This is a genomic window from Pseudomonas chlororaphis subsp. chlororaphis (genome assembly GCF_003945765.1).
In the GTDB taxonomy this organism is placed as follows: domain Bacteria; phylum Pseudomonadota; class Gammaproteobacteria; order Pseudomonadales; family Pseudomonadaceae; genus Aquipseudomonas; species Aquipseudomonas chlororaphis.
The window spans coordinates 3,161,155-3,180,128 of the sequence record NZ_CP027712.1; the positions used below are offsets into that span (position 1 = coordinate 3,161,155).

19 protein-coding genes and 2 pseudogenes are annotated in these 18,974 nt (G+C 64.3%); 16 read left to right on the forward strand and 5 right to left on the reverse strand.

Annotated elements, in window-relative coordinates; all coding sequences use genetic code 11:
- Positions 1–3: 3 nt before the first annotated feature.
- From C4K27_RS14565 to C4K27_RS14600, 8 genes are all read left to right on the forward strand, one after another.
- The gene (locus tag C4K27_RS14565; protein ID WP_007928991.1) at positions 4–429 is read left to right on the forward strand and encodes an ExbD/TolR family protein; all 426 of its coding nucleotides are present in this window, start codon (positions 4–6) and stop codon (positions 427–429) included.
- A gap of 3 nt (positions 430–432) precedes the next feature.
- The gene (locus C4K27_RS14570) at positions 433–1,140 is read left to right on the forward strand and encodes an energy transducer TonB family protein (protein ID WP_053260994.1); all 708 of its coding nucleotides are present in this window, start codon (positions 433–435) and stop codon (positions 1,138–1,140) included.
- 43 nt (positions 1,141–1,183) lie between these two features.
- The gene (locus C4K27_RS14575; protein ID WP_053260995.1) at positions 1,184–2,878 is read left to right on the forward strand and encodes a putative porin; all 1,695 of its coding nucleotides are present in this window, start codon (positions 1,184–1,186) and stop codon (positions 2,876–2,878) included.
- A gap of 34 nt (positions 2,879–2,912) precedes the next feature.
- On the forward strand, positions 2,913–3,575 hold the full coding sequence (locus C4K27_RS14580) for a hypothetical protein (protein ID WP_053260996.1): 663 nt from the start codon (positions 2,913–2,915) through the stop codon (positions 3,573–3,575).
- 20 nt (positions 3,576–3,595) lie between these two features.
- Positions 3,596–4,132, forward strand: coding sequence for a YbjN domain-containing protein (locus tag C4K27_RS14585; protein ID WP_053260997.1), 537 nt, complete (start codon positions 3,596–3,598; stop codon positions 4,130–4,132).
- Positions 4,129–5,082, forward strand: a complete 954-nt coding sequence (locus tag C4K27_RS14590) for a peptidylprolyl isomerase (protein ID WP_053260998.1) — start codon at positions 4,129–4,131, stop codon at positions 5,080–5,082. Before C4K27_RS14585 ends, C4K27_RS14590 begins: the two co-directional genes overlap by 4 nt.
- A gap of 92 nt (positions 5,083–5,174) precedes the next feature.
- The gene (locus C4K27_RS14595; protein ID WP_053260999.1) at positions 5,175–6,170 is read left to right on the forward strand and encodes a LysR substrate-binding domain-containing protein; all 996 of its coding nucleotides are present in this window, start codon (positions 5,175–5,177) and stop codon (positions 6,168–6,170) included.
- A 161-nt stretch (positions 6,171–6,331) separates the two neighbouring features.
- Positions 6,332–6,850: a GNAT family N-acetyltransferase gene (locus C4K27_RS14600; protein ID WP_053261000.1), complete on the forward strand. Its 519-nt coding sequence runs from the start codon at positions 6,332–6,334 to the stop codon at positions 6,848–6,850.
- A 124-nt stretch (positions 6,851–6,974) separates the two neighbouring features.
- On the opposite strand, the gene C4K27_RS14605 is transcribed toward C4K27_RS14600, so the two are convergent.
- Entirely contained in the window at positions 6,975–7,676 is a 702-nt protein-coding gene (locus C4K27_RS14605; RefSeq protein WP_053261001.1) for an aspartate/glutamate racemase family protein, read from the reverse strand.
- Positions 7,677–7,755: 79 nt separating this feature from the next.
- On the opposite strand from C4K27_RS14605, the gene C4K27_RS14610 reads away from it, so the two are divergent.
- Both C4K27_RS14610 and C4K27_RS14615 read left to right on the forward strand, forming a co-directional pair.
- Positions 7,756–8,562: a helix-turn-helix domain-containing protein gene (locus C4K27_RS14610; RefSeq protein WP_053261002.1), complete on the forward strand. Its 807-nt coding sequence runs from the start codon at positions 7,756–7,758 to the stop codon at positions 8,560–8,562.
- A gap of 69 nt (positions 8,563–8,631) precedes the next feature.
- Positions 8,632–9,123: a hypothetical protein gene (locus C4K27_RS14615; protein WP_053261580.1), complete on the forward strand. Its 492-nt coding sequence runs from the start codon at positions 8,632–8,634 to the stop codon at positions 9,121–9,123.
- Positions 9,124–9,133: 10 nt separating this feature from the next.
- On the opposite strand, the gene C4K27_RS14620 is transcribed toward C4K27_RS14615, so the two are convergent.
- The 4 genes and pseudogenes from C4K27_RS14620 to ccoN form a co-directional block, all read right to left on the reverse strand.
- Positions 9,134–9,529 (reverse strand): hypothetical protein, encoded by a 396-nt coding sequence (locus tag C4K27_RS14620; protein WP_007930255.1) that lies wholly within the window; start codon positions 9,527–9,529, stop codon positions 9,134–9,136.
- Positions 9,530–10,545: 1,016 nt separating this feature from the next.
- A pseudogene (locus tag C4K27_RS31470) lies at positions 10,546–10,860 on the reverse strand (PAAR domain-containing protein); the annotation flags it as partial.
- A gap of 106 nt (positions 10,861–10,966) precedes the next feature.
- The gene (locus C4K27_RS14635; protein WP_007930252.1) at positions 10,967–11,194 is read right to left on the reverse strand and encodes a hypothetical protein; all 228 of its coding nucleotides are present in this window, start codon (positions 11,192–11,194) and stop codon (positions 10,967–10,969) included.
- A 72-nt stretch (positions 11,195–11,266) separates the two neighbouring features.
- Positions 11,267–12,694 carry a cytochrome-c oxidase, cbb3-type subunit I gene (ccoN, locus tag C4K27_RS14640; RefSeq protein ID WP_009043678.1) on the reverse strand — a complete coding sequence of 476 codons (1,428 nt, stop codon included), beginning with the start codon at positions 12,692–12,694 and terminating at the stop codon, positions 11,267–11,269.
- Positions 12,695–13,176: 482 nt separating this feature from the next.
- On the opposite strand from ccoN, the gene C4K27_RS14650 reads away from it, so the two are divergent.
- The 6 genes and pseudogenes from C4K27_RS14650 (at position 13,177) to tpx (ending at position 18,852) form a co-directional block, all read left to right on the forward strand.
- Complete coding sequence (locus tag C4K27_RS14650; RefSeq protein WP_053261003.1) at positions 13,177–14,850, forward strand: nitrite reductase NirA; 1,674 nt, start codon at positions 13,177–13,179, stop codon at positions 14,848–14,850.
- Positions 14,851–14,925: 75 nt separating this feature from the next.
- A complete protein-coding gene (locus C4K27_RS14655; protein WP_007927667.1) occupies positions 14,926–15,420 on the forward strand; it encodes a DUF934 domain-containing protein in 495 nt (164 codons plus the stop codon).
- Positions 15,421–15,654: 234 nt separating this feature from the next.
- Positions 15,655–16,620: a hypothetical protein gene (locus C4K27_RS14660; protein WP_053261004.1), complete on the forward strand. Its 966-nt coding sequence runs from the start codon at positions 15,655–15,657 to the stop codon at positions 16,618–16,620.
- A 189-nt stretch (positions 16,621–16,809) separates the two neighbouring features.
- Positions 16,810–17,481, forward strand: coding sequence for a DUF3313 domain-containing protein (locus tag C4K27_RS14665; RefSeq protein ID WP_053261005.1), 672 nt, complete (start codon positions 16,810–16,812; stop codon positions 17,479–17,481).
- Between the two features lie 381 nt (positions 17,482–17,862).
- Positions 17,863–18,094: pseudogene (locus C4K27_RS14670) on the forward strand (polyketide cyclase); the annotation flags it as partial.
- 257 nt (positions 18,095–18,351) lie between these two features.
- Positions 18,352–18,852, forward strand: a complete 501-nt coding sequence (tpx, locus tag C4K27_RS14675) for a thiol peroxidase (protein WP_007927663.1) — start codon at positions 18,352–18,354, stop codon at positions 18,850–18,852.
- The last annotated feature ends 122 nt before the right edge of the window (positions 18,853–18,974 follow it).

The following is an 18,974-nucleotide window of genomic DNA, read 5'->3' on the forward strand; positions in this document are numbered from 1 at the left end:
GTCATGGCTTCTGTGAACGCCTCCCACGACGACGATGACGACGCGCCAGTGGACAGCATCAACATCACGCCCCTGGTGGACGTGCTGATGGTGGTGCTGGTGATGTTCATCCTCACCGCCACCGCCCAGGTCTCGGGGATCCAGATCAACCTGCCCAAGGCCAGCGCTTCGGTGTCGCTGTCCGAGGCCAAGACCAAGGCGATCTCGGTCAACGACGGCGGCCAGGTGTTCCTCGACGCCTACCCGGTGACGCTGCCGGAGCTGGAAGAACGCTTGCGCATGGAAAAGGCCCTGAACCCGGACTTCCCGGTGATCGTGCGCGGCGACGCCACGGTGCAGTACCAGAAGGTCATCGAGGTCCTGGACCTGTTGCGCCGGCTGGAGCTGTCCCAGGTCGGGCTGGTCACCGGCAAACCGAGCCAGGGCTGAGCCATGACCGCACAACAACCTATCCAGTTGCCGCCAGTGAAGAACCGCACGGCGCCGCGCCTGCTCAAGTGGGGCGTGGGCCTGCTGCTGGGCGCCGGCGCCGCCTGGCTGCTCTGGCAGTGGGCCAACGACATGAGCGGCGTGCGCCGTGAGGCGCCCAAGGTGCCGACCATCATCCCGCTGCCGCCACCACCGCCACCGCCGCCGGAGAAACCCAAGGAACCGGAGCCGCCGGTCGAGGAGAAGGTGCCCGAACCGGAACCGACCCCAGAGCCGGAGCAGGTCAAGCCCGAGGAAGAGGCGCCGCCGTCGCCGGTGGACGACCTGGCTAACCCGATGCAGATGGATGGCGATGCCCAGGCCGGCAGCGACGCTTTCAACATCGGCGCCGGCAAGGGCGGCGGCATGGCCGGCTCCGGCGGTGGGCGCCTGGGCAACGGCACCTACAGCCAGTTCCTGGCCTTCACCTTCCAGCGCGTGCTGCGGGAAAACCCGGACCTGCGCAACCAGGCCTTTTCGCTGCAAACCGACGTCTGGCTGAGCGCCGTCGGCGAGATCACCCGGGTCGAGCTGGTCAAGTCCAGCGGCAACCCGCAAATCGACACCCAGGTGCTGGCCGCCTTGCGCGGCGCGGCGCATTTGACGGAGCGGCCACCGGCCTCCCTGACCCTGCCTGTACGCCTGTCCCTGCAGGGGCGGCGTCCGGGTTAACCGAACGACTGATGCAAGTTTTGCCAAAAGGAGCTGTGTGCAAATGATTTCCAACGTGAATCGATTGTCCCTGGCGATCGGCATGGTCATCGCGACCCTGGTGGGACCGGTAGCGGCCGCGCCCGCTGCGCCCTCGGAAAACGCCACGATCAATCTGATCCGTTTGCTGGTGCAGCAGGGCGTGCTGAAACAGGAACAGGCCGACGGCCTGATCGCCCAGGCCGAGCGCGAAGCGCAGCAGGCGCGCCAGGCCAGCACCGCGGTGGCGGCAGGCCCGGCGGCAACGCCGGGGGATGTACGGGTGCAATACGTGCCGGCCATCGTCCGCGACCAGATCCGCGACCAGGTCAAGGCCGAGGTCATGGCCACCGCCAAGCAGGAAAACTGGGCCCAGCCCAACACCTTCCCGGACTGGGTGTCGCGCATCAGTTTCGACGGCGACATTCGCCTGCGCGACGAGTCGCGCTACTACTCGGGCAGCAACAGCAACGAAATCGTCGACTTCGCCAAGCTCAACGACAAGGGCCCGTACGACGTCAACCCCAACAGCAGCTCCAACCTGCCGCCCTTGCTCAACACCCGCGAGGACCGCGAGAACCTGTTCCGCCTGCGCGCCCGGCTGGGCATGAAGGCCCAGGTCGCCGAGGACTGGACCGCCGGCATCCGCATCGGCACCGGCTCGGACAACAACCCGGTGTCCACCACCCAGACCCTGGGCGGCGGGTTCGGCAAGAAGGACATCTGGCTCGACCAGGGCTACCTGACCTGGAAGGCCACCGACGAGCTGACCCTGACCGGCGGGCGGATCGCCAACCCGTTCTTCTCCACCGACCTGCTGTATTCCAACGACCTGAACTTCGACGGCGTGGCGGCGATCTTCAACCACAAGCTCAATCGCGATTGGGGCCTGTTCGGCACGGTCGGTGCGTTCCCGGTGGAGTACACCAACGACACCTCCACCAGCAACGGCTTCGACAAGGAAGAGAGCGACAACAAATGGCTGTACGGCGCGCAGATCGGCGCCAACTGGGCGATCAACGGCAACCACCGGCTCAAGGGCGCATTGGCCTACTACCGCTTCGACGACATCGAGGGCCAGCGCTCCGGTGCCTGCGAACCCTGGGCCGGGGCGCCGGGCTGCGACAGCGACGGCAGCCGCGTGGCCTTCATGCAGAAGGGCAACAGTGTGTTCCTGTTGCGCGACATCACGCCCAACCCGCTCAACCCGGCCGCCACCGCGCAGCCGCAGTTCGTCGGCCTGGCTTCGGAGTTCAACCTGCTGGACCTGAACCTGGTGTGGGACGCCGATCTGCCGGAGAACTTCAAGCTGCGCAGCCAGGCCAACTACATCCACAACCTGGGCTACGACGAAGGCGAGATGCGCAAGCGCTCTGAAGGCCAGATCGTCAACAACCTGGACAGCAATGGCGAGCTGGAAAGCGGCGCCAACGCCTGGATGGTGCAGTTCACCCTGGGCAACAGCCTGGAGCTGGCCAAGCAGGGCGACTGGAACCTGTTCGCCGGCTACAAGTACATCCAGCCCGATGCGCTGCCTGACGGCTTCAACGATTCCTCGTTCCACCTCGGCGGCACCAACGCCAAGGGTTATTTCCTCGGCGGCAACTACGGCCTGGCCAAGAACGTCTTCGCCACCGGCCGCTGGCTGAGTTCCGAGGCGGTGTACGGCGCGCCGTTCGACATCGATGTCTTGCAGCTTGAAATCAACACGCGCTTCTAGGGCGCAAGGGTGCATTGCTATGAACAGTCTCGATATGAACACGCGAGCCAGGGCAGGGCGCTGCCTGTGGTTGGGGCGCGGTCTGTTGTTGACCCTGGGCGTGCTGATGGCCAGCGGGGCCAGCGCCGAAGGCATGGAGGAGCGCTTGCGCACCCAGTTGCGCAGCACCACCCAGCAGTTGCAGGCCCTGCAGAGCGAACAGGCCCAGGCCAGCGCCGCCCGGGTCGCCGCCGAGAACCAGGCCAAACAGGCGCAGGCGCAGATCAAGCAACTGAGCGCCGACCTGGCCAAGGCCCGCGGCGTCGCCGAGCAACTGGCCGGCCAGCAGCAGAACCTGCACAGCCAGGCCCAGGCGCAGATGGCCGCCAGCAGCGAGCAGATCGGTAAGTTCAAGAAGGCCTATGACGAGTTGCTGGTCATGGCCCGGGCCAAAGAGGCCGAACGGGCCAGGCTTGCGGCGCAATTGAGCGAGCGTGACACACAAGTGCAGCAATGTTCGGTCAAGAATCAGCAGATGTATGGCGTGGCCAAAGAGATCCTCGCGGCCTACGAGAAGATCGACGTGGCGCAGGTGATGAAAATCCGCCAGCCCTTCGCCGGCGGCGCCCGGGTCAAGTTCGAGGAACTGGCCCAGGGCTTTGGCGACGAGCTGTACAAAACCCAGTTCGATGCCCCCCGGGCAGCGAGCACCCACTGAATATCAGGGAAGAATCGAGCATGACTGAACAAGCGCAACTGATCGCCAGCGTCACCCCGCAGAGCCTCACCGAGCTGCTGCAAGGGGCCGGCTACCGGGTCAACCAGACCGACCAGAACGGCATCGTGCAACTGCTCAGCGCCAGCCAAGGCATCGGCTACGCCGTGCGCTTCGGCAACGCGGCGGGTGCTGGACAGGGCCGCTATGTGGACTTCACCTTCAGCTGCGCGCTGCGGGTCCAGGGTGAGTTGCCGGCGGGCCTGGCCGAGCTGTGGAACGCCTCGCGACGCTTTGCCCGGCTGTCGGTGCAGGGCGAGTTCCTGGTGATGGAAATGGACGTGGTGGTGGCCGGGGTTGGCCACGATCACCTGCGCAGCCAGCTGGAACTGTGGGACCGGCTGTTGCAGGAGTTCATCGTCTACCTGCGCGACTACAGCCAGCACGCCGCGCGCCTGCAGGCCCAGCCTGAAGCCACGCCGCAAGCCACGCCAGAAACCATGCCTGAAGCAGCGCCCGAGGCCGTCGCCGAGGCTGTCGTTGAGGTGCCTGGGCAGTGAAGAAGCCAAGCCTGGTGGTCGGTGTCGGCGCCCTGGCCCTGGTGGCGCTGGCGGTGTGGCTGGGCGTGCGTCCGGGCAGCGACCCGGTGGCGGCGCAACAGCCCAGGGTGGCGCTAGCCAGCCCGATCGATGACGGCCCGGCGGTGGCGCGCCTGGGCAACCAGCGGGTGGCGCCGGAGGAGCTCAAGGCGCTGTTCGCGGCGTTGCCCGAGGCGTCCCGCGAGCAGCTGCGGGGCAATCGCCCGGCCCTGGAAAACTGGATTCGCACGCGCCTGGCGGAAAAGGCCGTGCTCGAACAGGCCGATGCCCAGGGCTGGCGCCAGCGTCCGGAGGTGGCCTTGCAGACCAAGGTGGCCACTGAACAGATCGTCTTTCGCGACTACTTGCGCTCGGTCAGCCAGGTCCCGGCCGGCTACCCGAGCGAGGCCGAGTTGCAGCAGGCCTACGACGCCGGCAAGGCGCAGTGGCAGACCCCGGCCTTGTACCGGGTCAGCCAGATTTTCCTCGCGGTGAATGACCCGCAGGCGCTGGAGGCGACGCGCAAGCAGGCCCAGGAACTGAGCAAGAGGGCCCAGGCCGCCCCCGGCGAATTCGCCGCCCTGGCCAGCCAGTATTCCCAGGACCCCGACAGCGCCCGGCGCGGCGGCGACTCCGGGTTGCAGCCGTTGCAGCAACTGCTGCCCGAGGTCCGCGGCGCGGTGGCGCGCCTGAAGGTCGGCGCGGTGTCCGATGCGGTGCAGAGCGCGGCGGGTTTTCATGTGCTCAGGCTGACCGAGCAGCAACCGGCCCGCACGGCGACCCTGGACGAGTTGCGCGAACGCCTGACCCAGGCCCTGCGGGCGCAGCGCCAGGAACAGATCGCCAAGGCCTACCTGGAAGGCATGCTCGACACCGCGACCCTGAGTATCGACGGTGCGCAGTTGAACAAGGTGCTGGAGGAGAAGCTGTAGGGGGCGGTGTGACCGATACCGCTATGGACGGCAACGCCGTCGCTTGAGCAACGTGCAATGGATGCCATCACCCACACGACAGGGAGTCACTCATGTCCTTTCTCGAACCCGTCCCGATCTCGGGCATCACCCCCTACATCGCCCAGGCCGAACCCCGGGAAGCCTGGCTGGCCCTGGCCGCCGGGATCGAGCCGGAGCTGGCCCAGTATTTCCTGGTCACCGCCCGTTGCGGCTGCTTCATGCAGGCGGCGCGCAGCCTGAACATCAAGTCGACGCTGTTGCGTAAACAGCTGGCACACCTGGAGGAACAGTTGCGCCGCCCCTTGTTCAGCTTCCAGGGCAGCGCCCTGAGCCTCAGCCGCGAAGGCCAGCAGCTCAAGGCGCAGCTGATCGCCCTGGCCCACGAGCGCATGCTGCCGGTGCTCGAACAGCCGCTGCTGCGCCTGGCCGTGGCCGAGTCGATCCTGCACGACATCCTCGGTCGCGACCTGATTGCCCTGTTGCGGCGCAACGCCAGCGTGCGCCTGGAGATCATCTCCATCGACAGCGAGCTGTCGCTGCGGGCCCTGAGCGCGGACGTGGTGGTGTGGCTGGGCGGGGTGGATTCACCCAAGCCGGGGCCGAGTTTCGTCACCAGCGCGCCGCAGCCGCTGGTGCGCCTGGACTACCTGCCGCATATCGCCAAGCGGTATTCGCGGGTCGCGGCGCGCCCCGACAGCCTGGACGATCTGGCCGACTACATGCTGGTGCAATGGCAGCAGGACCGTCAGGTCGAGCCGCTGCGGCCATGGAACCAGCTGGTGGAGCAGCGCCTGGCGGGGGTGGTGCAGGTGCATTCCTACGAGCTGATGCTGGAGATGATCCGCTGCAGCGCCTGCATCGGCCTGCTGCCTCATTACATGAGCCGCTTCGACCGTGGCCTGACGGCACTGCCCGGGCTGTTCGACGAGGCCATGGCGCGCCAGGTGTGGATGGCGGTGAACGCCGAAGTGGAGCACGACGCCGAAGTACAACAACTGGTCGACCTGATCCTCAACACCTTCCGGGAACGCAGCGAGTGGTTCGACTTCGACGGCACGCCTCCGTAGGAGCGAAGCTTGCTCGCGATGGCGTCCTGCCTGATACACCGCGGCGCAGGCATCGCCAGCAAGCTGGCTCCTACGGAGAGAATCCCTGTGTCCGGCGCTCGCCATCCGCTGCGCTGGCGCTCTACACTCATCGGCCGTATCGCATGAACCAAGGAAGACTTATGCCCGCCGAGACCCCAACCATCGTCATCGAACGTTTCAGCGAAGCCCATGTGCAGGGCGTCACCGCGCTGTACAACGACCCTGCGGTCGCCTGTCAGACCCTGCAAATGCCGTTTCAACCTTCGGAGGTCTGGCGTAATCGCCTGGCGCCGAACAACGAACGGCTGGTATCGCTGGTGGCGCTGCACCAGGGCGCGGTGATCGGCAGTTGCAGCATCGAGCAGTACTCGCGCATCCGCCGCGCCCACTGCGGCGGCGTCGGCATGGGCGTGGCGGTGGAATGGCAGGGCCAGGGCGTCGGCAGCCGCTTGTTGGCGGCAGTGCTGGACGTGGCGGACAACTGGATGAACCTGCATCGGGTAGAACTGACGGTGTTCGCCGACAACGAAGCCGCCCTGGGCCTGTACCGCAAGTTCGGCTTCGAGCGCGAAGGTTTGCTGCGTGATTACGCCGTGCGCGACGGCCAGTACGTCGACGTCCTGAGCATGGCGCGCCTGCGCCGCACGCCCCAGGCCTGACTCGCCCCTGTAGCCGCTGCCGCAGGCTGCGATCGCCCGGAACGAGCGTGGCGATCTTCCGGGCGCCAGAGGTCCTACGATCAGCGTGGCCCGGACCATCGCAGCCTGCGGCAGCGGCTACAGATCATGTCTCTTGATCGCCCAGGGCAAACGCCACCGCCGCCCGCGCATGCAGCTCGGTGGTGTCCAGCAGCGGCAGGGGGCTGTGTTCGGGCTTGAGCAGCAGGCCGATCTCGGTGCAGCCGAGGATGATGGCCTGGGCGCCGCGCTCCATAAGGGCCTGGATCACCTGCTGGTAGCGCTGGCGCGAGGCCTCGCTGATGACACCCACGCACAGCTCGTCGTAGATGATCCGGTGCACGACCTGGCGGTCCACGGCGTCCGGCACCAGTACCTTGAGGCCGCGATCGAGCAGGCGCTGCTTGAGGAAATCCTGTTCCATGGTGAAGGCCGTGCCCAGCAGGCCCACGCTGAGGGTGCCGGCCTCGAGGGCGGCTTCGGCGGTCGGGTCGGCGATGTGCAGGAAGGGCACCGACAGCACGGCCTGAATCTCGTCGGCGACCTTGTGCATGGTGTTGGTACAGAGCACCACGCATTCGGCGCCAGCGGCCTCCAGGCGGCGCGCCGCATCCACCAGGATCCCGGCCGCGAGGTCCCAGCGCCCGGCGTGCTGGGCCTGTTCGACAGGCCCGAAGTCGACGCTGTACATTAGCAACCGCGCCGAACGCAGCGGCCCGAGACGGTCTCGTACCTGTTGGTTGATAAGGCGGTAATACTCGGCGCTGGACTCCCAGCTCATGCCGCCGATAAGGCCGATGGTGCGCATACACAGCTCCTGTTGCTGACAAACCTGAATGCCGAGAGTGTCCCGTGACGCAGCCCCGCGATCTATCAAGAAATTTCACATGCCCGGCGTGCTGAGCAGCAAAGTCCAGGATCACGAGCTGCTGCGCCGCGAACTGCTGGGCGGCACGCTCGACCTGCAACTGCTGCCGCGCGCGGCCTACAGTGCGCGCGATCCGCTGCAGTGGCAAAGCCTCGGCGTGAGCCTGGAGCGTCAGCAGGGCGTGCATGCCATCGGCAGCGACCGGCGCGAGGATTTCGACAGCTGGCCGGGGACCCTGGCCTTGACCCCGGCCGGGGTCGAGGTGTTTTCCGAGTCGCCCCAGGGCGGTGAATACCTGCTGCTGCGCTGGCTGGCCGACCCCCAGGCCCTGGGCATCGCCCGCGGTTCGCGACGCCTGCAACGGCCCGGACATGCCCGGGCCCTGGCGTTGGGGCGCCAGGCGCGGCGGCTGTTGCTGGAACCCGCCGGCGATCCGTTGGCCCTGGAACAATGCGCCCTGCAGTTCGCCGGCCTGGCCGCCCTCGACCCAGCACCGGCCAAGGCCGCCAGGCGCACCGAGTTCAGCCGGGTGCTGACGCTGATCGAGCAGCAGTACGCCGAGCCCCTGTCGCTTGGTGAACTGGCGGCCTGCACCGGGCGTAACGAACTGCGTTTTCTGCGCGACTTCACCCGCGCCATCGGCATGACGCCCCATGCCTGGCTGGTCGAAGTCCGGGTGCAGGCGGCGCGCCGGCTGATCGAACGCAGCGACCTGCCGCTCGCCGCCATCGCCCTGGAAACCGGCTTCGCCCACCAGTCCCATATGGGCAGCGCCTTTCGCAAGGTCCTCGGCCTGACCCCCAGCCAGTACCGCGCAGGTTTTTAGTCATACGCCAGCATCCCCCATCTGCCATGCTCAAGGTCCGCAACCGCGGTTTCTTGAAGAGGCATGAACATGGACGACGTACGGCAACTGGGCGAGATGCTTCGGCGCTATGCAGAAAGCGAAGCACACAAGAAACAGCTGTTCGAAAGCCAGAAGGTGCTCTGGGCGAGCCGTATCACCGAGCTGTTCGAGCATATCCAGCAGTGGCTGGCACCGGTGCTGATGCCGGACCTGCTGGCCTTGAGCCGGGAACCCTACTTGGCTTTCAGCCCCAGCGTCCCGGTGAAAACCTCGACCTTCAAGACCGAGAAGCTGACCATCGTCATCGCCGGCAAACCAGTGGAGTTCGTGCCCGATGTGATGGGCGCCGCCGGGCAGATTTCCCTGGCGGTCATGGGCCTGACCGCCGCGCGTTACGGCAGCGTGTCCCTGATGGGCTTAGCCGACGGCAGCTGGCAATGGCGCCAGGCCAACGGCCTGAAGGAGTCCGACGTCTTTACCTTCGACGGCAACTTCCTGGCGTCGCAGTTGCAGGCGCTGATTCCCCGGGAGCGTGGGTGAGGGCCCGGAATCAGGGCTGCGCAGCTTCCAGCACCTTGAGTTGATAGGTCCTCTGTGCTTCCTGCCCTGTGCATTGAGTACCGTAGCTGCTGGTATACGCGTTGATGGTATAGGTGCCCGGTGTCAGCGGTTTACCGGTGATCAGCGCGTAATGGGTTCTTTTCTGGTAACTCAACTCCAGCCCCTCGGGTAACGGATGGTCGGGGTGAATATAAAAACCGGTCAGTGGCGTATCGGCGCCCACCACCTCCAGCTTGACGCTGAACGGCTGGCCGACGACGGCGGTGGGCAGGGTCTCTGGCTGCATCGTGAGATCCGGGCGGGTATAGCAGCCCGGAAGAAATCCCAGCCCACAACCGCTGAGCATGAGTGAAAGACCAATAGATGAAATCAGTGCGCGCTTCATGGGAGTTTCCTGGGAGCTGTTCAAGGGATCTTGCTGAACACAAGGCCGCCATATATGTATTTGAGAATGGTCTGCAGGGTCGATCCCGCTGGGATCTGATGCAATAACTCACCCCAGGAAAAGATCATCGAGGAACTGATGGTGTCACTGGGTGCCGTGGTCGAGGTGATGGGGCCGGATAAGGTTTTCGCTGGTTGCTCCCAGGTCACCCAGTGGTTTTTCATTTGCCCTGCATTGGCTGCCAGCATCCCCGCACCGATAAGGGTCGCCATATGAGTGCCGGGGCGGATGTACTGGAACAGTTCGCTCAACTGATCCTGGTTTATATGGGACGAGAACTGGATGTTGTCGAAAAGAATCTCGGCTCCCGCTTGTTTGAACCATTTTCCGAGCCCGGCGGGCAGGGTGATCCCGGAGAACATGTCATCCGGCTCGTCATAGGCGAACAGCAGGTTTTCACTGTCGCGCAAGCAGGCCAGGGTGATCCAGTCGATAGCCCAAATGCGGTCGCCTTCTGTGCCACGGCTGAAGTTTTTCGGATTGCAGGTGCCGTGGCTCGGCTTGATGTGCAACTGCCCGATGGTGGTTTCACCCGTTTCCCATAGCTCGGTGATGGCTTTTGCGTACAGGTCGGGACGGTCCATCAGCAAGGCATAGAAGAAGGTGGCCGGACCGCAGAGGCTGGTGTCTTTCTGGTCGGGGTAGGGGCTGATTGGATGAAAACGTTTCAGGCTGCCGCCTTGCGCCTTTGCCAGGCGAGCCTCAATCTGCTCGTGAATCTTGCTCTTCTCGAACGGGTCTTGCGGGGTGCCCATGGGGTGAGCCTGATCGTTGAAAATCCGCTCCTTCATAGGCGCCGCTTGAAAGTCGTCGAGAATTTTTGCTGCCGCTGCCCGCGGATCAGCGACGACCGCCGGGATGGTCGGAGCCAGTGCCGCCACGGCTGGCGCGCCAGCCAGCGCTGCGGCCTGTGGGGCAGCGGCAGGCACTAGGGCCGCTGTGGCCGCCGCCAGGTTCGGCATCGCCGACACCGCGCTGACCGGCGCCGCTGTAACGGTATCGCCAATGATCACACTGCCCGAACCGCCGACGATAATGCTGCCGTGGCTACAGGTACTGCTCTGTACCGCTGCATTACGGCCATTGATGAAGACGGTTGCCGACACCCCACCGACGATCGCCGCGCCGCAGGCGCTCTGGTCGTCGCGCCGGGCTGCGGCCAGGCCGTCGAACAGGACATCGGGAGAGCCGCTGACGATGGGGTTGGTGCCATGGCCCGGCATCGGGCAGGAGGTCGGGTCGGTTACCCGGGCTGCTGGTTTTCCGCTCATTTTCGAAACGTCCGTGTTTAGTCAGCGGCGAAGACTAAGCGAAACCCCGGCCGCTGGCCAATCGGTTGTCCTTGGCGCGCAGTGGCGATCAGGCCGCGAGGCGGGGTCAGACCTCCATATTGCCCCAGCCGGGCCTGGCGGTTTGCGGTTCCGGCGCCACGGCGTCGATTTTCTTGCCGGTGGCCAGTTCCACCCGGCGCGCCACGTCCGGGTCGTCGGCGAAGGGGATCAGGCTGGCGTCGTCGAGGCTCTTGGCCGATTGATGGCGCAGGCAGTAGCCGATGCTGAGGTAGAGGAAGGTCACGCCGAGCAGGTCAAGGGCGAATTCGATCATCGGGGGGCTCGCTGTGCTGCAGAGGGATGAGCGACGCGGGCCGGGTGTGGCCCGCGTCGTGCTCTTGGGCGATCAGGCGATCTGGGCGTCGCTGAGGGCCAGGCGCGGGTCGGCCACGCGCACGGTGCGCCAGGTGTTGTAGGCCATCAGCAGCATGCCGCTGAGGAAGAACACGCCCCCGGCGAAGCGCACGATAAAGCCCGGGTGGCTGGCCTGCAGGGCCTCGACGAAGGAGTAGGTGAGGGTGCCGTCGTCGTTGACCGCGCGCCACATCAGGCCCTGGGTGATGCCGTTGACCCACATCGAGGCGATGTAGAGCACGGTGCCGATGGTCGCCAGCCAGAAGTGCAGGTTGATCAGTGGGATGCTGTGCATCTGCTCACGGCCGAAGACCTTGGGCACCATGTGGTAGACGGCACCGAAGGTGATCATCGCCACCCAGCCCAGGGCCCCGGCGTGGACGTGGCCGATGGTCCAGTCGGTGTAGTGGGACAGGGCATTGACCGTCTTGATCGCCATCATCGGCCCCTCGAAGGTCGACATGCCGTAGAAGGCCAGGGACAGCACCAGGAAACGCAGGATCGGGTCGGTGCGCAACTTATGCCAGGCGCCCGAGAGGGTCATCATGCCGTTGATCATGCCGCCCCAGCTCGGCGCCAGGAGGATCAGCGACATGGCCATGCCCAGCGATTGCGCCCAGTCCGGCAGGGCGGTGTAGTGCAGGTGGTGCGGACCGGCCCAGATGTACAGGGTGATCAGCGCCCAGAAGTGCACGATGGACAGGCGATAGGAATACACCGGACGCCCGACCTGCTTGGGCACGAAGTAATACATCATCCCGAGGAAACCAGTGGTCAGGAAGAAGCCCACGGCGTTATGGCCGTACCACCACTGGACCATGGCGTCGGTGGCGCCGGAATACACCGGGTAGGACTTGAACCAGTCCACCGGAATCGACAGGTGATTGACCACGTGCAGCATGGCTATCACCAGGATAAAGGCGCCGAAGAACCAGTTGCCGACGTAGATGTGTTTGGTCTTGCGCTGCACCACGGTGGTGAAGAACACGATGCCGTAGACCACCCAGACCACGGCCATCCACACCGCGCCGGAGAATTCGATTTCCGCGTATTCCTTGGTGGTGGTGTAGCCCAGCGGCAGGGTGACCAGCATGATCAGGATCACTGACTGCCAGCCCCAGAAGGTGAAGGCGGCGAGTTTGTCGGAATACAGCCGTACCTGGCAGGTGCGCTGGACCGCGTAGTAACTGGCGGCGAACTGGGCGCTGCCGGCGAAGCCGAAGATCACCAGGCTGGTGTGCAGCGGGCGCAGGCGGCCGAAGCTGGTCCAGGGCAGGTCGAGGTTCATTTGCGGCCAGACCAGCTGGGAGGCGATCCACACCCCCATGGCCATGCCGATCACGCCCCAGACCACGGTGGCGATGACGAATTGGCGTACCACCTTGTAGTTGTAGGCCGGTTCCATTGTTGCTGTGCTCATGGTCAATGCTTCCACGGTTGCAAAGGCTTGCCAGGCCACCCGGCCTGGCATGCCATGCACTGTAGAAAGCACGGGCGAAACAAAACAGGCTCAGAAAAACTGCATTAATACGGATCAGATTGACCGCCTGCCAGCACAGGTCCGAGAGCTGCTGATACGGTTTTTTAGTGTTTACCTGAATCTGTAACGTCCTGAGCTGCAAGTGCATAGTCACCGCCACACCAAAACCCCCCGGATCACCCCTGGAATGCATAACCCCGTGGCCCTGTAGCCGCTGCCGAGCGCAGCGAGGCTGCGATCGGCTGCAAAGCAGCCGCAAGACCGGCACATGCGTGCTGTCTTCCAGACCGCATAGCCTGGATTGCGAGCGCTCAGTCGGGATGCCGCCCAACTCGGTCGCAGCCTCGCGCTGCTCGGCAGCGGCTACAGGATTACAGCGGCTTCAAGGGCGGGATCGGGGGCAGCACTGATGAGGCCGTGACATGTATCACTATGACGAGTACGACCGGGCCCTGGTCTTTGAACGGGTGGCGCAGTTTCGCGATCAGGTCGAACGCTTCATGGCCGGCGAGCTGAGCGAAGAGGAGTTCCTACCGCTGCGCCTGCAGAACGGCCTGTACATGCAGAAGCACGCCTACATGCTGCGGGTGGCCATTCCCTACGGCACCCTCAGTGCGCGGCAGATGCGCACCCTGGCCAGCATCGCCCGCGACTACGACCGCGGCTACGGCCACTTCACCACCCGGCAGAACATGCAGTTCAACTGGATCGAGCTGGCCCAGGTGCCGGACATCCTCGAACGCCTGGCCAATGTCGAGATGCATGCGATCCAGACCTCCGGCAACTGCGTGCGCAACATCACCACCGAAGCCTTCGCCGGGGTGGCCGCCGACGAGCTGATGGACCCGCGGCCCCTGGCGGAGATCCTGCGCCAGTGGTCGACCATCAACCCGGAATTCCTGTTCCTGCCGCGCAAGTTCAAGATCGCCATCTGCTCGGCCCGCCAGGACCGGGCGGCGATCATGATGCATGACATCGGCTTGTACCTGTACCGCGACTGGCGCGGGCAGATGCTGCTGCGGGTGATGGTCGGCGGCGGCCTGGGGCGCACGCCGATCCTCAGCCAGCAGATCCGCGACGGCCTGCCGTGGCAGCACCTGCTGTCCTATGTCGAGGCGGTGCTGCGGGTGTATAACCGCCACGGCCGACGCGACAACAAGTACAAGGCGCGGATCAAGATCCTGGTCAAGGCCCTGGGTATCGAGGCCTTCGCCAAAGAGGTGGAGGAGGAGTGGCAGCACCTCAAGGACGGCCCGGCGCAACTGACCGAGGCCGAATACCAGCGGGTCGCCAGTGCCTTTGTGCCGCCGCTCTACGAACGCCAGCCGGCCACCGATCTCGACTACGGCAGCCGCCTGGCCGAGGAGCCGGCCTTCGAACGCTGGGTGGCGCACAACGTGCAGCCGCACAAGGTGCCGGGCTATGCCAGCGTGGTGCTGTCGACCAAGCCCGGCAGCGCCTCACCGCCCGGAGACGTGACGGCGGCGCAGATGGAGGCGGTGGCCGAGTGGTCCGAGGCCTTCGGCTTTGGCGAGATCCGTATCGCCCACGAACAGAACATCGTCCTGCCGGACGTGCCCAAGACCGCGCTGCATGAACTGTGGCGGCTGGCCGGCGAACAGGGCCTGGGCTGCGCCAACGTCGGCCTGCTGACCGACATCATCGCCTGTCCCGGCGGCGACTTCTGCGCCCTGGCCAACGCCAAGTCGATCCCCATCGCCCAGGCGATCCAGGCGCGTTTCGACAACCTCGACTACCTGCACGACCTGGGCGACATCAGCTTGAACATCTCCGGCTGCATGAACGCCTGCGGCCATCACCACATCGGCAATATCGGCATCCTCGGCGTCGATAAGAACGGCAGCGAGTGGTACCAGATCACCCTCGGCGGCGCCCAGGGCAAGCACAGCGCGCTGGGCAAGGTCATCGGCCCGTCGTTCAGCGCCGAGCAAGTGCCGGGGGTGATCGAGCGCATCATCGCCACCTTTGTGCGTTACCGGGAGAGCGAAGAGCTGTTCGTCGACACCGTGCAGCGCATCGGCCTGGAGCCGTTCAAGGAGCGGGTCTATCCGAAAATGCTGGAGACGCAGCCATGAGCCAGCAGCGCGAGCGCGCAATAGAAAGCACAGCCGTGAGCCAGGAGTTACAGCCGTGAGCGAGAGACTAAAACCATGAATAATCTGCTGCGTCTGCAAGATGGCCAGGCCGGGCGGGTCGAGGACGATCCCTGGAGCCTGGTGCGCGAGGTGGACGGCCCGCTGCCCCAGGGTCCGTTGATTCTGCCGCTGGCCCGCTGGCTGATCCGCCGCATCGAGCACGAGCCGGCGCGGGACGGGGTCTGGCTCGGCCCGGACGACGAGGTGGAAAGCCTGCGGCCCTGGCTCAAGCTGATCCCGCTGATCGCCCTGGACTTTCCCAGCTTCCGTGACGGCCGTGCCTACAGCCAGGCCTACTTGCTGCGCACCCGGCTGGGCTGGATGGGCGAATTGCGGGCGGTGGGCGATGTGCTGCGCGACCAGCTCAGCCATATGCGCCAATGCGGTTTTGACAGCTTTGCCATCCGCGAAGACAAATGCGCCGACGACGCCCTCAAGGGGCTGGCGGGCATGAGCGTGCTCTACGGGCGCTCGGCGATCGAGCCGCGGCCGCTGTTCCGGCGCCGCTGAGATCCGCCGCCGCTGAAGAGCAGCGCCTGCCCGGGCCGGCGCTTCGATCGATGCTCAGTCGTCCGGGAACAGGGCAGGCAACGACCATTGTCTGATCGCCAGGGGCATTTGTCCTTGGGTCGATGATGGCGCTTTGGTAGAGTCGCACCTCTTATGACGGAGCCAGGGATCGGCGTCCGGCGATCAGTCGCCGGCGTGCCTGGCATGGGCCATCCATGGAAGAGAGTCGCGGCTGTGAGCGTTGCTAAAAAGATACTCGGGTTGTTTTCGTTGTTGCTGCTCCTGACCCTGTGGGTCGGCTATTTCTATGTGTACCAGGATGCCCGCAGCGGGCGCCTCGGCGACCCTCTCGACAGCTACGGCTGGTGCGGCCCCGCCGCGGATTCGGTGCACTCCTTCAAGCGCGACTACCTGCTGCTCAGGGTCACCAACAGCACCCAGGGCGAGTTCAAGGTCTCGGGGGAGGTCAACGTTTCCGAGCGCACCTACAACCGCTACGAGCTGGGCCGTTATCCGTTGAAATTGCGCCTGGAACCCTTGCAGTCCACCTACAGCATGCCGCCGTTGTTCTTTGAAGAGGTCAAGGTCAAGCCCTTGAACCGCAACTTCAGTTCGCCGCACAAGAATGCCTACGCCGACCTGGAGAGCCGCTCGATCCGGGTCAACGGCGAGTCCAGCCGGTTTCCCTTCGAGGTCTACCGTTACGGCTACAAGCCGGTGCTGTATATCCTCAAGGGCAACGAGCAGGTCGACCTGCCGTTCAAGCGCATCACCACGCAGCTGAACCTGTCCAATACCTTTACCCCGACCCGCCTGTACAACCCGGCGGACTACATCGCCGAGCAGAACAGCCTGGTCCAGCCCGGCGACTATCCCGCCTATGGCGCCAGCGAGTGCGCCTTCAGCATCGAGCGCAAAGGCTCGTTCAAGATCATCGTGCTGCTGTTATTGCTGGTGCTGTGCCTGCCGCTGTTGATGGTGCTGTATCGCGATGAGCCGACCATCGACTTTCTTGCCACCTTGCTGGGCGTGGCGGCGGTGCGGGTGTTCCTGGTCGGGCCGTTGCAGGACTACCAGTTGTACGGCATCGACTTCGTATTTGGCGCCGTGATCATCCTGGCCGGGACCTTTTCCCTGCTCAAGGCCATGCGCATCAATGCCTTGCGCGAGGCGGCGGCAAGGCGCGGAACGACTTGGTAACGGACAGGCTGGTAACGGGCTGGGGCGAGGTGCGGCTTTGACGCCGCACCCGTCTGTTCGATTCGCCAAGAATTCTCTGGCCTGCTTTGGCGATTAATCCGCTTTTGCTGTGCTGATATGCCCGCTATTGGCTATACCTACACTTCCTCAAACCAGTAGCGCTTCCGGATTTCTGACAGGAGTTACCCTATGAAGCTCGCATCAATGATGAGCACGCTGTGCCTGGCCTCCCTAGGGTTGGTGGGCTGTTCCAGCAACGTCACCCAACCCGACGAGTACTCCGGTTTTCTCGGCGACTACAGCCAGCTCAAGGAAGCCAAGTCGCCGTCCGGCGTCGAGGTGATGCGCTGGGTCGATCCCAAGCTGGACCTGAAGCAGTACCGCAGCGTCTATATCGAGCCCACCCAGTTCTACCCCAAGCCGCAGCCGACGGTGAAGATCCCGCAGAACACCTTGTACGGCATCAACCGCTATTACGACGAGGCGCTCAAGCGCGAGATCGGCAAGGACTTGCCGCTAGCCACCGCGCCGGGGCCGGGGGTGATTGTGGTGCGCGCGGCGATCACGGCCGTGAGCAGCAAGACCGAAGGCCTGAAGCCTTACGAAATCATTCCCATCGCCCTGGTGGCAGCGGCGGTGAGCACGGCCAGCGGCATCCGCGACCAGGAGACCACCCTGGGTACCGAGGCGCAGTTCATCGACGGCGGCAACAACAAGGTGATCGCCCAGGTGGTACGCAAGGGCAGCGGCAAGCCGCTGCAGAACGACACCCAGGTTATGCAGCCTGCGGACGTGAAAAACGTCATCGACGGCTGGGCCGCCGACCTGCATCAGTCCTTTCAGAAACTGAAAAAACAGTAGGGCCGGGGTTTCTCCCCGAGCTTTTTTGCCCACTGCGTCGGGGGTCAGGGCGAATACCTGACCCCCTTCACTGAGCAGTTCCGGCAGTCAATCAAGAACACAGGTTTCGCTGGCGAGGCGAGGGCGCAAGGCCTGCTGACGGCATCGTCCGTGACAGGTTTTCACGTCCGCGACAGGGTGGCCAGCTCCAGGATCGAGTGGCGGCGGAGCTTCAGGCTGTGCCTTCTTGTTCATGTGGAGTGTGATTATTTCCATTCTTTTAGAGTGGTTAAGTTAAGGTGATTTGTTAAATTAAATAAATTCAATAAAAACAGGTAGATAGAAAGTATTTATGATGTGTTGGATGAGGTTTTTTTGAGGCTTTCAAGAGGATTTTCCAGCCTGCCTGTGCTCGAACGCACGACTTTCATTACCGGTCGCAGCCCGGCCCAGGTGCTGGATTTCTGTCTTGAAGGCGCCAGCTTCCCGAAGATCTTTCCCGAACGCATCACCCCCCTTGCGGAGCGTGGATATCAATGACCTGCGGATCAGCGTCGGGCGCCAGTTCAGCTTTCGCCACTGGATGTGGAGTGTCATACCGGTGACATGGACGGTGGTTATACGTGAAGCAGGCTGCGATCGACCGCAACGCGGGCGCGGGATGCCGATATCGCCGAAGGCCTGCGGCCTTATCGCAGCCTGCGGCAGCGGCTAGAGTGTTTTCGTGTTCCGCCGGTATTTCAACGGCCTCCAGCGTTGCGCTCCGCTCTCGGGGCTTGTTCTACAATTTGTATCCCGGGCATAGGTGGCCGGGCCATTTCATGTTTAACTTCCGGCCTCTCGATTTTCTTTACAGCTGTTCAATGACAATCGTTTAAAAGGACTCCGTTCATGGCTCAAGTCACTCTTAAAGGCAACCCGGTTCAAGTCAACGGCCAACTGCCACAAGCCGGCGCCAAGGCGCCAGCGTTCTCCCTGGTGGGCGCCGGTCTGGCCGACATCACCCTGAGCAGCTTTGCCGGCAAGCGCAAAGTGCTGAACATCTTCCCGAGCGTCGACACCCCGACCTGCGCCACCTCCGTGCGCAAGTTCAACGCCCAGGCCAGCGGCCTGAACAACACCGTGGTGCTGTGCATCTCGGCTGACCTGCCGTTCGCCCAGGCCCGTTTCTGCGGCGCCGAAGGCCTGGAAAACGTGCAGAACCTGTCGACCCTGCGTGGCCGCGAGTTCATCGAGAACTACGGCGTGGCCATTGCCGACGGCCCACTGGCCGGCCTGACTGCCCGCGCGGTGGTGGTACTGGACGAGAACGACACCGTGCTGCACAGCGAGCTGGTCAAGGAAATCGCTGAAGAACCGAACTACGACGCGGCCTTGGCCGTTCTGAAGTAACAGGTTTTACAATTATTCACGGCCTGGCCCTGTCCAGGCCGTTTTTATTTGTGCTTCAGTGGCTTAGCAGACACTTGCAAACGTAAGCCCAAGGTAAATTGCCGGTAAAGGCGCTTTGCTAA

Bases quoted from the DNA above. Each gene is read 5' to 3' on its own strand.
- C4K27_RS14605 (WP_053261001.1), bottom strand. From the start codon at position 7,676: ATGCGCACCATCGGCCTTATCGGCGGCATGAGCTGGGAGTCCAGCGCC.
- C4K27_RS14650 (WP_053261003.1), top strand. From the start codon at position 13,177: ATGTATCACTATGACGAGTACGACCGGGCCCTGGTCTTTGAACGGGTG.
- C4K27_RS14585 (WP_053260997.1), top strand. From the start codon at position 3,596: ATGACTGAACAAGCGCAACTGATCGCCAGCGTCACCCCGCAGAGCCTC.
- C4K27_RS14600 (WP_053261000.1), top strand. From the start codon at position 6,332: ATGCCCGCCGAGACCCCAACCATCGTCATCGAACGTTTCAGCGAAGCC.
- C4K27_RS14610 (WP_053261002.1), top strand. From the start codon at position 7,756: ATGCCCGGCGTGCTGAGCAGCAAAGTCCAGGATCACGAGCTGCTGCGC.
- C4K27_RS14565 (WP_007928991.1), top strand. From the start codon at position 4: ATGGCTTCTGTGAACGCCTCCCACGACGACGATGACGACGCGCCAGTG.
- C4K27_RS14575 (WP_053260995.1), top strand. From the start codon at position 1,184: ATGATTTCCAACGTGAATCGATTGTCCCTGGCGATCGGCATGGTCATC.
- C4K27_RS14620 (WP_007930255.1), bottom strand. From the start codon at position 9,529: ATGAAGCGCGCACTGATTTCATCTATTGGTCTTTCACTCATGCTCAGC.
- C4K27_RS14655 (WP_007927667.1), top strand. From the start codon at position 14,926: ATGAATAATCTGCTGCGTCTGCAAGATGGCCAGGCCGGGCGGGTCGAG.
- C4K27_RS14615 (WP_053261580.1), top strand. From the start codon at position 8,632: ATGGACGACGTACGGCAACTGGGCGAGATGCTTCGGCGCTATGCAGAA.
- ccoN (WP_009043678.1), bottom strand. From the start codon at position 12,694: ATGAGCACAGCAACAATGGAACCGGCCTACAACTACAAGGTGGTACGC.
- C4K27_RS14595 (WP_053260999.1), top strand. From the start codon at position 5,175: ATGTCCTTTCTCGAACCCGTCCCGATCTCGGGCATCACCCCCTACATC.
- C4K27_RS14635 (WP_007930252.1), bottom strand. From the start codon at position 11,194: ATGATCGAATTCGCCCTTGACCTGCTCGGCGTGACCTTCCTCTACCTC.
- tpx (WP_007927663.1), top strand. From the start codon at position 18,352: ATGGCTCAAGTCACTCTTAAAGGCAACCCGGTTCAAGTCAACGGCCAA.
- C4K27_RS14580 (WP_053260996.1), top strand. From the start codon at position 2,913: ATGAACACGCGAGCCAGGGCAGGGCGCTGCCTGTGGTTGGGGCGCGGT.
- C4K27_RS14570 (WP_053260994.1), top strand. From the start codon at position 433: ATGACCGCACAACAACCTATCCAGTTGCCGCCAGTGAAGAACCGCACG.
- C4K27_RS14665 (WP_053261005.1), top strand. From the start codon at position 16,810: ATGAAGCTCGCATCAATGATGAGCACGCTGTGCCTGGCCTCCCTAGGG.